A 13,123-nucleotide genomic window follows, 5' to 3' on the forward strand; every position below is an offset into this window, starting at 1 on the left:
TCGCGCCGCATAATTACACGTTACGAGGAAATACAAGCATGGGCCACGCGATCGCAGTCGCGCTCTTTCTGCATCTGCTGGGCGTCGCCGTCTGGGTGGGCGGCATGATCTTCGCGCACTTCTGTCTGCGCCCGGCGCTCGAGGACCTCTCGCCGCAACTGCGCCTGCCGCTCATCGAATCGGTGTTCGGCCGCTTCTTCAACTGGGTGGGCGTCTCGGTCATCGTGATCCTGCTTTCCGGCGGCTTCCTGCTCATGCAACTCGGCGGCGAGCACGCCACCTGGCAACTGCATGCCATGGCAGGCCTCGGCGTGCTGATGATGCTGATCTTCGGCCACATCCGCTTCGCCGTGTTTCCGCGCATTCGCCGCGCCGTGCAGGCGCAGAAGTGGCCCGACGGTGCGCGCGCCGTGGGCACCGTGCGCCGGCTCGTTGTCATCAATCTCGTGCTAGGCATCGTGACGATCGGCGTTGCCGTGCTCGCGCGCGGGTTCTGATCCGCGCTTCATTTCCGCGTCTCTCCCCGTTTCTCCCGCAACGTTCGCGGCCCGCGCCTGAGGGTCTACAGGCGCTCCGCGAGCGCGTGGCGCTGCATGCAGCGCTCCATCGCGTCGAAGAACGCTTCTTCGGCCGCATTGCGCTTGCGCTCGCGATGCCACAGCAAGTGGATGTCGACGTCCACGAGCCCTTCCTCCGGCGGCAGCCGCCACAGGCGCTGCCGCGCCAGATCGTCCCGCACCGTATGCTCGGGCAGGCAGCCAATGCCATAGCCCGCGAAGATCAGCCGCCGCACTTCATCGAGACTCGGTGACGACGCCACGATGCGCCCCGTGAAGCCGCGCTGATCGCGAAACACCGTGAGCGGCGAGAGGCTGTCGCCGATCTGGTCGCTCGTGAAGGAGACAAAGTTCTCCGCGAGCAGATCGTCCATCGTCAGTTGCGAAAGCCCGAAGAGCCGGTGATGCCGGCCGCAGAACATCGCATAGCGCTGGCGCAGGAAGCAGCGCATGTCGAGCTTGTCGATGGGCGTGCGGCACAGGCTCAAGCCCGCGGTCGCGGTTTTCTGCAGCAGCGACGAGATGATGTCCGACGAGCGCATGACCTCGATCTGCAGGTCGACGCGCGGGTAGGCCGTGTGGAATTCGGCGAGAAATTCGTCGTACACGCGCGACTCGATGCGGCTCACCGTGAGCAGGCGGATCGAGCCGGTGATGTCGGCGGTGCGCTCGTCGAGCCCGGTTTCGAGCTGGGAAATCGTGCCGTAGATGTCGCTCGCAATGCGATAGACCTCTTCGCCCGCTTCGGTCGGCACGAACTGCGCGCCGCGCCGCTCGATGAGCTTGCGCCCGAGCGCGTCTTCGAGGCGCTTGAGCGCCTGGCTCACGGCCGGCTGGGTGACGTACAGGCGCGCGGCCGCGCGGCTCAGGCTGCGCTCCTGCATGATCGCGAGATAGGTGCGCAGCAGGTTCCAGTCGAGACGGTCGTTGAGAAAGCGGGTGGTGTCGGCGCGCATGGGCGATCTCCCGGCGCGGGGCTGCGCCACTGGTATTAGCTAAATTTATGCGCTGAATAATAACGCGAAATTTGACTAATGATTTGTGGCTGGCGATAAAGCGTGCATGCAACACGAATTCATCTCAAACGCGCCTGAAGGAGACCGACGCATGCCTAACCCACAACCCGGCACCCGCCAGCCGGTGCGCGCCGCCGCCGCGGCGTTCATCGGCACGATGATCGAGTGGTACGACTTCTACATCTACGCCACGGCCGCCGCGCTCGTGTTCGGCGAGCTGTATTTCCCTTCCGAAGACCGCTTCGTGAGCACGATGGCGTCGTTCGCGACTTTCGCCGTCGGCTTTTTCGCGCGCCCGCTGGGCGGCCTGATCTTCGGCCACCTCGGCGACCGCATTGGCCGCAAGAAGGCGCTCATGACTACGCTCATGATGATGGGCGTCGCCACCGTGTGTGTCGGCCTGCTGCCTTCGTACGCGAGCGTCGGCATGCTCGCGCCCGTGCTGCTCGTGCTGCTGCGCGTGGTGCAGGGCATCGCCGTGGGCGGCGAGTGGGGCGGCGCCGTGCTGATGGCGGGCGAGCACGCGCCCGAAGGCCGCCGCACGTTCTTCGCTTCGTTTGCGCAGCTGGGTTCGCCCGCGGGGCTCATTCTCTCGCTGCTGGCGTTCCGCTCGGTCACCTCGCTCGAGAAGGCCGACTTTCTTTCGTGGGGCTGGCGTCTGCCGTTTCTCGTTTCGGCGGTGCTGCTCGTGGTCGGCATCTTGATCCGACTCGGCGTGAACGAGTCGCCCGAGTTCGAGAAGCTCAAGGATCAGCGCCGCACGCTCAAGCTGCCCGTGGCCGAAGTGTTCCGCTCGGCGTGGGGCCTCGTGCTGCTGTGCATCGGCGCGAATACCATCGGCATTGCGGGCGTGTACTTCACCAACACGTTCATGATCGCGTACACCACCCAGTACGTCGGCATCACGCGCTCGGTCATTCTCGATTGCCTGTTCGCGGTCGCGATTATCCAGTTCCTCGTGCAGCCGCTCGCCGCCTGGCTCGCGGAACGCATGGGCGGGGCGCGTTTCCTCAAGTGCGCCGCTATCGCCGCGATGTTCTCGCCATATCCGATGTTCGTGCTCGTGCAAAGCGGCAAGGTCGTGCCGATGGTGATCGGCATCGCGATCGCCGTGGTCTGCATGGCGAGCTTCTATTCGGTGATCGCGGGCTTCGTTTCGGGTGTGTTCGCAACGCGCGTGCGCTACTCCGCGATCTCGCTCTCTTACCAGGTGTGCGGCGCGATCGCGGGCGGCCTCACGCCGCTCGTCGGCACGTGGCTCGCGCATCGCTATGTGGGGCAGTGGTGGCCGCTCGCCGTGTTCTATACGTGCCTCGCGGGCGTCTCGCTGCTGTGCATCGTCGCGCTCGACGCGCGCCGCCACGCCCATGCGCATGACGAAGCGGCAGCCGAAGCGCTGAGCGCGCACTGATGCTGTGCAGGTGTACTGATTAGTTCGACTGAAATGGATGGACCGATGAAAGACCTTTTGCAGATCGACGGCCCGCGCCTGTGGGCGAGCCTCATGGAGATGGCGCGCATTGGCGCGACGGCGGGCGGCGGCGTGCGCCGTCTCGCGCTCACGGAAGAAGACCGGCGCGGACGCGACCTGTTCGCGCGCTGGTGCCGCGAGGCGGGCATGACGGTGTGGACCGACGCAGTGGGGAACCTGTTCGCGCGCCGCGAGGGCGATGACGCCCAGGCCGCGCCCGTGCTGATGGGCAGCCACCTCGACACGCAGCCCGAAGGTGGCCGCTTCGACGGGGTGTACGGCGTGCTCGCCGCGCTCGAAGTCGTGCGCGCGCTCAACGACGCGGGTGCGCGCACCGTGAAGCCCATCGAGATTTGCTCGTGGACCAACGAGGAGGGCGCGCGCTTCACGCCGGCGATGCTGGGCTCGGCCGTGTTCGCGGGCGCGATGACGCTGGCGGACGCCTTGGCGCGCACGGACGCCGATGGCGTGACGCTCGGCGCCGCGCTCGACGCATGCGGCGCGCGCGGCACGCGCGCCGTGCAAGGCGTGGCCGTCGACGCCTACTTCGAAGCGCATATCGAGCAGGGCCCGATTCTGGAGGCGAACGGCACGACCATCGGCATCGTGACAGGTGGCCAGGCGATCCGCTGGTTCGACGTGAGTGTGACGGGCGTGGCTGCGCATGCGGGCACGACGCCGATGCACTATCGCAAGGATGCGTGGTTTGGCGCGGCGCAAATGTCGCTCGACATCGAGCGCGTGATGGCGCGCTACGCGCCGCGCGGTCTCGTGACGATCGGCCAGGCGCAGATCGCGAATTCGTCGCGCAACACGATCGCGGCGAATCTGACCTTTACGGTCGATCTGCGCCATCCCGACGATGCGCAACTCGACGCGATGGAGCGCGACTTACGCGCGCTATGCGAGGAGGTGGCCGCGGCGCGTGGCCTCGGCGTGCAGATCGCGCATTGCTGGACGAGCCCGGCCACGCCCTTCGACGCGCAGTGCGTCGCGCTGGTGGCCGATGCAACGCAGCGCTTTGGCTATCCGCACGAGCGTATCGTGAGCGGTGCGGGCCACGACGCGATCCACCTCGCGCGTTACTGCCCAACCGCGATGGTGTTCATCCCCTGCGTAGGCGGCTTGTCGCACAACGAAGCCGAAGACGCCCTGCCGGAAGACGTCACGGCTGGCGCGAACGTGCTGCTCAACGCCGTTGCGGCGCGTGCGGGCGTGCGCGTCGCTGTCGCCGCCACCGCGTGAAACAAATAGAAGGAGAACTGAACATGAAAACCTGGTTCCACCCCGATCAGCTGCTGCACGGTCCGCGCGCCTATTTTTCGCGCGGCCAGCTGCGTGAGCCGCAGGAAGTGCCGCAGCGCGCCGAGCATCTCGTTGCCGCGGCGCGCTCGCTCGGCTTCGACGTAGCGGCGCCCGCCGACTTCGGCACGGCGCCCATCGCCGCCGTGCACGACATGAACTATCTGCGCTTTCTCGAAGAAGCGCACACCGAATGGAAGCGCGTGCCCGAAGACTGGGGCGAAGAAGTGATGTCGAACATCTACGTGCGCGAGCCGAATCCGCTGCGCGGCGTACTCGCGCAGGCGGCGCGCTATCTCGCGGACGGTAGTTGCCCCGTGGGGGCGAACACGTGGCGCGCGGCCTACTGGTCGGCGCAAAGCGCGTTGGCGGCAGCGGCGTGCGTGAACGAAGGCGCGCGCGAGTCGTATGCGTTGTCGCGTCCGCCCGGCCATCATGCCCGCGCGGACGCGGCGGGTGGCTTCTGCTATCTGAACAATGCGGCTATCGCTGCGCAGTCGCTGCGCAGCCGCTTCAAGCGCGTGGCGATCCTCGACACCGACATGCACCACGGCCAGGGCGTGCAGGAAATCTTCTATGGCCGCAGCGACGTGCTCTACATCTCGATCCATGGCGACCCGACCAACTTCTATCCGGTGGTCGCGGGCTACGAGGACGAGCGCGGCCATGGCGCGGGCGAGGGCTACAACGTCAATCTGCCGATGCCGCACGGCGCATCCGAGGCGGTGTTCTTCGAGCGCGTGGAGTCGGCGCTGCGCGTGCTCAAGCGCTTCGAGCCGGACGCGCTCGTGCTTGCGCTCGGCTTCGACATCTACAAGGACGATCCGCAGTCGAAGGTTGCCGTGAGCACCGAAGGCTTCGGGCGGCTCGGCACGGCGATCGGCGCGCTTAACCTGCCTTCGGTCATCGTGCAGGAGGGCGGCTATCACCTCGAAAGCCTCGAAGACAACGCGCGCGCGTTCTTCGGTGGCTTGATGGGCGCGCGCTGATCAGCGTGTGAACGCGCGTTTCAGGCCCAAAGCAGCCACGCCCCGCACGCGAGCCCGACCGTCGCGTAGACCGCGTAAGCGGGGAGCTTGAGCTTGCCAAAGCACATCGCCGAGAACACGGCCGTCAGCAGATACGATGGATGCGGCGGCACGTGCCGCGCGATATGCCAGACGGCGATGGCGAGAAACGCGGTCGTCGCGGCGCGCAGCACGCGCATGGCGTGCTCGAAGCGCGGGTTCGCCTTCATGCGATGCAGGTGCCGCCGCGCGAGCACGACGAGGCAGCCCGAAGGCACGAAGAGCGCGAGCGTGGCGACGAGCGCGCCGACCCAGCCATCCACGAGATAGCCGAAGAAGGGCACCACGTTCAAGAGCGGCCCCGGCGAAAGCGGCGAGAGCGTGAACGCCAGCGTGAAGTCGTCGTTGGTGATGCCCACCGCCGGCGTGACGAACAGCGTTTTCAATACGGGCAGCGCGGAAAAGCCGCCCCCGAACAACGTCATGCCCGCGCCCGCGAGACGCGGCCAGAGCAGCGCTGCGTCGAGTGGGTGTGGCAGCGGCAGCGCGAACACGACGATCAGCGCCGCAAGCGCGGCGAGTAACTGCACGTCGCGCCGCGTCACGCGCAATTCGAGCCGCTGCGAAGGCACGGGGCTCGCGAGCCAGCCCGCGGCAAACGCGACAAGCAGAATCGCCACGTAGGCCGCGGCGCTTGCGGCGAGCGCGAGCGTCGCACAAGCCGCGAGCGCCACGCCCCATTCGAGCGGGCCGCGTACGAGCGCGCGGGTTTGACGGTACCAGGTTACTCCAATCAGCATGGCGAGCACGACGCTGAAATGGTCGAGCAGCGTGCGTGAGGCAATCGAGTGCACGAGCGGCGTGCGATAGAAGACGGCGAACGCCGTCATCAGCGCGAAGAACGGCAGCACGCTTGCCACGCCCGCGATCCACGCACCCGCGCGCCCGCGCAGCGCATGGCCGAGTTGCACCGCGACGTTGCAGCCCACCGGCCCCGGCACCATCCAGGCGAGCGCCACCAGATCCGAGAACGCGGTTGGCGTGAGCCGCGCTTCGCGCTCCACGTAGTGCTGCTCCAGTTGCGCCATCAGCGCGAGGCCGCCCCACGAGACCGCGGAAACGGTCAGCACAACGCGAAAGAGCGTCAGGAGCGGTTCATCGTTGTCGCGGAATGTGCCTGTACCAGGGGCCGCGATCGCTTCGTCGGTGCGAGTTTGCATGGCTGCATCATGCGTGCGAGGGGGCGTGGGCGTCTGTGCGCGAAAGCACGCGGCTCGCGGAAGTCACCAGAAAGTGCGCAGAAAATGGGCCCAACCTGCGCAATGACACACGTCAGCGCGATTGCGGTGCGTCGCTCAGGCGCTCGTTGCGGTGATCTTCGCGAGCGGCTTGTGCGCCAGGCTGCGTTGCGCTGCACACGCCGAAGCGCTCGATCAGCGCGGCCACGCCTTCGACCGGCACGGGGCGCGAGAACAGGAAGCCCTGCGCCTCGATCGGCCCGAGCGCGGAGAGCCATGCGATCTGCTCTTCGGTTTCGGTGCCCTCTACGACCACCGTGAGCCCGAGCGAGCGCGCAAGGTTGACGATCGCGGAGACCATCACGCACACGCTGCGGTCCGCGGGAATGGCTTGCACGAACGAGCGGTCGACCTTGAGCGTGTCGACGGCGAAGCGGTTCAGGTAGGAGAGCGACGAATAACCGGTGCCGAAGTCGTCGAGCGCGACGCGCACGCCAAGACGCTTCAACGCGAAGATCTTCTCCGACACCAGCTCCGGGTACTCCATCATCGCGGTTTCGGTGATCTCGAGTTCGAGCCGGTGCGCGGCGATGCCGGTTTCTTCGATGGCGTGCGCCACGGTCTCGTAGAGGTCGCCTCGCCAGAATTGCACCGCCGAAATGTTGATGGCGAGCGTGAGCGACTCATAGCCTTGCTGCTGCCACTGAGCGAGCTGGGCGCAGGCGGTGCGGATCACGAAATCGCCCACAGGCACGATGAGGCCCGTGGATTCGGCCACCGGAATGAATTCGCCCGCGGGAATGAGCCCGTATTGCGGATGGTTCCAGCGCACGAGCGCCTCGAAGCCCGTGATGCAGCGCCGGCGCAAATCGATCTTCGGCTGGTAGGCGAGAAAGAGCTGGTCCTCGGCGAGCGCAACGCGCAACTGCTGCTCCCACTTCATCAGGTGGTCGGCGCGGTGTGCGAGCTGCGGCGAGTAGAAGCGGAAACAGTTGCGTCCGGCCTCCTTCGCGGCGTACATCGCAAGGTCGGCCTTCTTGAGCAGATCGATTTCGCTCTCGTGCGCGACGGCGAAGAGCGCGATGCCGGTGCTCGCATGCAGCACGAACGCACTGCCGCGCACGTCGAACGGATGAGTGAACGCGGCATTGGTCGCTTCGGCGAGCGCGATGGCGCGCTTTTCGATGTCGTCGCCCTTCACGATCACCACGAACTCGTCGCCGCCGATGCGCGCGAGCGTGCCCGCGCCGCCCACGGCGTCGGCAAGGCGCGCGGCGCTCATCTGCAGCACGATGTCGCCGGCGTTGTGGCCGAGCGTGTCGTTGACGGTCTTGAAGTTGTCGAGGTCGATGAAGAGAATGGCGAGACGCCCGAGGTTGCCTGGCTGCGAGACTTCGTGACGCAGACGTTGCAGCGTGGCGTAGCGGTTGGGCAGGCCCGTGAGCAGGTCGTACTGCACGAGTTGCGACATTTCGCGCTCGCGCCCGAGCAGCTTGCCGATCAACCCCGTGGCCACGGCGAAGAACGACAGCATGGCGAGCGAGATGAACGTCGCCATCATCAGGTAGACGTCGCGCGTGTGGTTGTAGTCGGCGAACTCCTCGGCTTGCGAGAGACCGACCAGCACGGCGAGCGGATAACCGTCGATATGGCGGTACGAGACAATGCGCGTGACGTGATCGATCGGGTCGACATAGGTGCCCGATACGTGCTCCGAGATCGGATACACGCCGCTCGCCGAGAACGTGCCGTTCGCACGTTCGGCGCTGCCGGTGCGGCGCGCGAGCACGGCGCCGCTGTCCGAGATCACGGCGATCACGCCGTCACGGCCGATCGCCGCGTTGTTGTAGAAGTCGCTCGTGAAATAGCTCGGGTCTTCCGACACGACCACGACGCCCGCGAACGAGCCGTCCGGGTGATTGAGGCGGCGCGTCATCTGCAGGGTCCAGTGGCCGGACACGCGGCCGAGCACCGGCTTGCTGATAAAGAGCTGATCGTCGTTCTCGTGCTCGTGCACCCTGAAGTGCTCGCGGTCCGAGAGATCGATGGGCTTGGGGTTCGGGTCGGCCGTATTGGCAACGAGCTTGCCGTGCTCGTCGATGATCGACACCTGCACGAGCGAGTCGCTCTGCACCACGCCCTTCTCGACCGTGCTCGCGAGATCGAAGCGGCCCGGCGACTTCTCGAACTCGTACTTCACGAAGCGCGTGATCTGGTCGACCTGGTGGATCGCCTTGACGGTGTGCTGTTCGAGCGCCGCCGAGAGGATCGCCGCCGAGGCCGTGGCCTCGCGCAGGGTCGCTTCCTTCTCGACCGAGAGGCGCGTGAAGATCACCGCCCAAAGCAGCAAGAGCACCAGCACGCCGAGCAGCGGAATGGCAAGCAACGCGCGCGGGCGCGTGTATGCCGGGCCAGGCGCGTTGCGCAGGCTCGAATCGCGCGAGAACGGACCCCGCGTGGCGCTCATCTCGGCCGCCGTAGGCGCGTGAGTTCGCACCGCGGATGCGGTGGGCAGAACGGCAACGATGCGCTCAGTTGAGTCGGCGGCATGAATAACGGGTGGCTGGGGAATACGCGCATTGCGCGCGAGCAATGAACGCCGGACGCGTCATGCGTCCGATGTTTCGATATTAATGGTTGGGGAATGATTAAGGAAGCTGTGGTCCCCCGGGTATACGCGAGGGTTACCTCAACACGCGCGCGATGCCCATGTGCGGTGCATAGATGCGCAGCGGCGCATGGTGGGCCATGCACCATGCATGAGAAGGGCGCTGCTGGCGCTTAGCCGAGCTGGCAGGTTCCGTCGACGACGGTTAATGAATGACCGCCAATCCAGATCTTGTTCGCCGCATCGTCATATTCGACGTGCACGCGCCCGTCGCGCCCGAGCGCCGTGCCCTGGCGCACCGTATAGCGGGCGCCCGGACGCCGGTTCTGCTGTTCGAGCAGCATGGCGATGGCGGCGTTCGCGCTGCCGGTCACGGGGTCTTCGCCCTTGCCGAGGCCCGTCATCAGGCAGCGCACTTCGAAGGTGGCGGGGCCGCCGGCCTCATGCGGGCCATAGGCAGCCACGCCGTGCGCGCCCACGCTCGCGGCCACGGCTTCGATCGCCGCGTAGTCCACGTCGAGCGCGAGCACCGCCTGCGCCGATGCGAGGCGCACGACGAGCCACGGCGCGCCGTTATCGACGCCGCAAGGCGTCGCCGTGAAGTCGATGGCTTGCGAGCGGAGCGCAGTGCGCAGTGCATCAAACTGCGCGGCGGCGAGCGGCGTGATCCGCGCGGGCGGCGCGGCGAAAGCCCATGCGCCGTTCTCGCCTGCTGCCAGGTCGATGAGACCGGCGCCGCATTCCTGCACGAGGCGGCCCGGCGTTTTCGGCGTGCGGCCGCTTTCGAGGAACGCGTGCGCAGTGCCGAGCGTCGGGTGGCCCGCGAAGGGCAGCTCGCCCTTGGTCGTGAAGATGCGCACGCGATAGTCGGCGCGCACGTCGGTCGGGGCGAGCAGGAAGCTGGTTTCCGAGAGATTCGTCCAGCGCGCGATGGCCTGCATTGCGTCGCCGCTCAAGCCATCGGCGTCGAACACCACGGCGAGCGGGTTGCCTTTGAAGGGTACCGACGTGAAGACGTCGACCTGTTTGAAGCGGACGCTGTGCAGGGTCATGGCGGGACGATCGTAGAGGGGGAGGGGTGGCGCGAGAAGATGCGCCCGATTGCGCGAACGCGCAACAGAAGACTGCGTGAAAGTGCGCGGACCTTGATGCAGGCCCGCGCACGTTACCAAAGCTTGCTTACTCGACTTCGGCGATCAGCTCGATCTCGACGCACGCGCCAAGCGGAATCTGCGCGACGCCGAACGCCGAGCGTGCATGCTTGCCCTTCTCGCCGAATACGTCGGCGATCAGCTCCGAAGCGCCGTTCGTGACGATGTGCTGCTCGGTGAACGTGAGCGTCGAGTTCACGAGGCTCATGAGCTTGACCACGCGCTTGACCTTGTTGAGGTCGCCCGTGTGGGCATGCAGCGTGGCGATCAGGTCGATCGCGATCGAGCGTGCGGCAGCCTTGCCTTCTTCGGTCGTGAGCGACTCGCCGAGTTTGCCGGCCCACACCTTGCCGTCCTTCTTCGCGATGTGACCCGACAGGTACACCGTGTTGCCGCTCTGGGCGCTCATCACGTAAGCCGCGGCGGGTGCGCCTGCCTGGGGCAGGGTGATGCCGAGCTGTTCGAGACGGTCGTAGATGTTGATGTCAGCCATGATCAGGATTCCTCGTTCGGGTATTGAGTCGGAAAAAACCTGCCGTGCCTATCAGGCGTGCGAGGCGTGCGCGCGGATCAGGGCCGCGAGCTTCGCGACGCCTTCTTCGATCTTCGCGGGCGGCACCGTGACGAACGACAGGCGCAGCTTGTTGTGTTGCGGCTCGTCGGCGAAGAACGGCGCGCCGGGCACGAAGGCCACGTTCTGCGCGACGGCTTCGGCGAGGAGCTTCATGCTGTCGATGTTCGAGGGCAGCGTCACCCAGATGAACATGCCGCCTTCGGGGCGGTTCCAGCTCACGCCTTCGGGCATGTTGCGCTTGAGCGAGTCGAGCATCGCCTCGCACTGGTTGCGATAGAGCGCGCGCACCTTCGGGATGTGCGTGTCGAGGAAGCCGTCCTTCACCACCTCGTAGACGATGCGCTGCGTGAAGGTCGGCGTGTGGAGGTCGGTGGCCTGCTTGGCCTGCACGAGCTTGAAGTGCAGATCTTCGGGCGCAATGATGTAGCCGAGGCGCAGGCCAGGCGCCAGGATCTTCGAGAACGAGCCGAGATGCACGACATGCTCGGGCGCGAGCGAGTGGACCGTGGGCAGCGGCTCGCCCGCATAAAGCAGCGCGCCGTAGGGGTCGTCTTCGATCACGGGGAAGGGCGCGCGCTTCGCGAACTCCGCGAGCGCCTGGCGGCGCTCGAGCGGCAGGCGGCGGCCCGTGGGGTTCTGGAAGTTCGGAATCGCGTAGAGCAGGCGCGCGCCGGCCGTCAGTTCGGGCGTGAGGCCTTCGGGCACGAGGCCCTTTTCGTCGGTCGGGACCTGGACGTACTTCGGCTCGTAGAGCGAGAACGACTGCAGCGCGCCGAGGTAGGTGGGCGTTTCCACGAGCACGGGGCTATCGGTCGAAATCAGCACCTTGCCGAGCAGGTCGAGCGCCTGCTGCGAGCCCGTGGTGATCAGCACCTGCGAGGGGCGCACCTTCACGCCGCCCACCGAGTGGCGTGCGGCGATCCATTCACGCAGCGGCATATAGCCTTCGGTCGCGCTGTACTGGAGCGCGGCTGCGGGGTCGTCGCGCAGGATGCGGTCGGCGGCGGCGCGCATTTCCTCGGCCGGGAAGCTGGCCGGCGCGGGCAGGCCGCCTGCGAACGAAATGACTTCGGGACGCTCGGTGACCTTCAGGATTTCGCGAATCGCCGAGCTGGTCAGCTTGATTGCACGCTCGGACAGTTGCCACGCGGGCGCGGCCTTGAGATCGCTCTGGTCCATGGGGTCTCCTTGTTGGGGTGGGGCGAGTGACTGAATTCACTGGCGGCATGGGGCGCGATCACGCGCCGCCGGATGCCGCCGAAAACCTTCGATTATGACGCGAAACCGGCTCATGCGCGCGCGGGCGCCGGGGCCGTGCGGATCGCCGCACGCCGGCCCAGCACCACGGTGGCGATCACGGCGGCCGCGTAGAGCCAGGCCGAGGGCGCAACCTGCTCGCCGAAAAAGAGCGCCGAGAACGCCATCGTGAAGAAAATCTGCAGCAGCTGCACCTGGCCCACGCGCGCCGTGCCGCCCATGGCGAGCCCCGCGTACCACGCGAAAAAGCCGATGAACTGCGAGAACACCGTGACGTAGCCGAAAGCGAGCCAGGTTTTCATCGCAACGGGGCCGGGATGCGCCACATGCTGCGCCCAGGCGAGCCAGCCGACCGGCAGCGCGAGGAATGGCGCCGAGACCACGAGCGCCCAGCAGATTACCTGCCAGCCGCCGAGCTGGCGTGCGAGGCGCGCGCCTTCGGCGTAGCCGAGCGCGCCGATGCCCACGGCGATGAGCATCCACGCATCGCCCGCGTGCAGTGCGCCGCCGCCGGCCTGGAGCGCGAACGCGACCACGAGCGCGCTGCCGATCAGCGCGCTGACCCAGAACGCCTTCGAGGGCCGTTCGTGCGAGAGCCACGCGGCGTAGATCGCCACGGCGAGCGGTTGGAGCCCATTGACGATGGCTCCATGCGAGGCCGGCACGGTCTTCATCGCAATGGCGGAAAACACCGGAAACGCGACGATTACGCCAAGCGACACCACGCCAAGGCTCTTGACCTGCGGCCAGGTGGGCCGTTTCTCGCGGCGGATGGCGAGCAGCAGCGCGGCCGGCACGGCGGCGGCGAGCGCGCGGCCCAGGCCGTTCAGGAGCGGATTGAATTCGGCGACGACGATGCGCGTCATCGGCAGGGTCAGGCTGAAGATCATGACGCCGATGAGGCCGAGCAGCATGCCTTGGGTTTCGCGTGCTTTCATGCGG

11 protein-coding genes are annotated in these 13,123 nt (G+C 66.8%); 4 read left to right on the plus strand and 7 right to left on the minus strand.

From position 1 onward, the window contains the following. Positions 1-38: 38 nt before the first annotated feature. On the plus strand, positions 39-497 hold the full coding sequence (locus U5A65_RS24635; RefSeq protein WP_201693629.1) for a CopD family protein: 459 nt from the start codon (positions 39-41) through the stop codon (positions 495-497). Positions 498-562: 65 nt separating this feature from the next. On the opposite strand, the gene U5A65_RS24640 is transcribed toward U5A65_RS24635, so the two are convergent. Further along, on the minus strand, positions 563-1,513 hold the full coding sequence (locus U5A65_RS24640; protein WP_321914752.1) for a LysR family transcriptional regulator: 951 nt from the start codon (positions 1,511-1,513) through the stop codon (positions 563-565). A 151-nt stretch (positions 1,514-1,664) separates the two neighbouring features. Between U5A65_RS24640 and U5A65_RS24645 the strand changes: the two genes are divergently transcribed. Genes U5A65_RS24645 through U5A65_RS24655 form a run of 3 tightly spaced genes read left to right on the plus strand, consistent with a single transcriptional unit; the run spans position 1,665 to position 5,335 of the window. Continuing rightward, positions 1,665-2,984 (plus strand): MFS transporter, encoded by a 1,320-nt coding sequence (locus U5A65_RS24645; protein ID WP_321947909.1) that lies wholly within the window; start codon positions 1,665-1,667, stop codon positions 2,982-2,984. Positions 2,985-3,029: 45 nt separating this feature from the next. Further along, positions 3,030-4,289, plus strand: coding sequence for a Zn-dependent hydrolase (locus U5A65_RS24650; RefSeq protein WP_321947911.1), 1,260 nt, complete (start codon positions 3,030-3,032; stop codon positions 4,287-4,289). A gap of 23 nt (positions 4,290-4,312) precedes the next feature. Continuing rightward, a complete protein-coding gene (locus U5A65_RS24655) occupies positions 4,313-5,335 on the plus strand; it encodes a histone deacetylase family protein (protein WP_321947913.1) in 1,023 nt (340 codons plus the stop codon). A 20-nt stretch (positions 5,336-5,355) separates the two neighbouring features. Here U5A65_RS24655 and U5A65_RS24660 read toward each other — a convergent pair whose 3' ends face one another. From U5A65_RS24660 to U5A65_RS24685, 6 genes are all read right to left on the minus strand, one after another. Further along, positions 5,356-6,573, minus strand: a complete 1,218-nt coding sequence (locus U5A65_RS24660; RefSeq protein WP_321936806.1) for a chromate transporter — start codon at positions 6,571-6,573, stop codon at positions 5,356-5,358. 112 nt (positions 6,574-6,685) lie between these two features. Continuing rightward, positions 6,686-9,058: an EAL domain-containing protein gene (locus U5A65_RS24665; RefSeq protein WP_321914747.1), complete on the minus strand. Its 2,373-nt coding sequence runs from the start codon at positions 9,056-9,058 to the stop codon at positions 6,686-6,688. A 314-nt stretch (positions 9,059-9,372) separates the two neighbouring features. Further along, complete coding sequence (locus tag U5A65_RS24670; protein WP_321947915.1) at positions 9,373-10,251, minus strand: PhzF family phenazine biosynthesis protein; 879 nt, start codon at positions 10,249-10,251, stop codon at positions 9,373-9,375. Positions 10,252-10,378: 127 nt separating this feature from the next. Further along, on the minus strand, positions 10,379-10,843 hold the full coding sequence (locus U5A65_RS24675; RefSeq protein WP_321914745.1) for a RidA family protein: 465 nt from the start codon (positions 10,841-10,843) through the stop codon (positions 10,379-10,381). 51 nt (positions 10,844-10,894) lie between these two features. Further along, positions 10,895-12,103, minus strand: coding sequence for a PLP-dependent aminotransferase family protein (locus tag U5A65_RS24680; RefSeq protein ID WP_321914744.1), 1,209 nt, complete (start codon positions 12,101-12,103; stop codon positions 10,895-10,897). 110 nt (positions 12,104-12,213) lie between these two features. Continuing rightward, positions 12,214-13,119 carry a DMT family transporter gene (locus tag U5A65_RS24685; RefSeq protein WP_321936808.1) on the minus strand — a complete coding sequence of 302 codons (906 nt, stop codon included), beginning with the start codon at positions 13,117-13,119 and terminating at the stop codon, positions 12,214-12,216. Positions 13,120-13,123 lie beyond the last annotated feature (4 nt).

Origin of the sequence: Paraburkholderia sp. J10-1 (genome assembly GCF_905220165.1) — a bacterium.
Classification (GTDB): Bacteria; Pseudomonadota; Gammaproteobacteria; order Burkholderiales; family Burkholderiaceae; genus Paraburkholderia.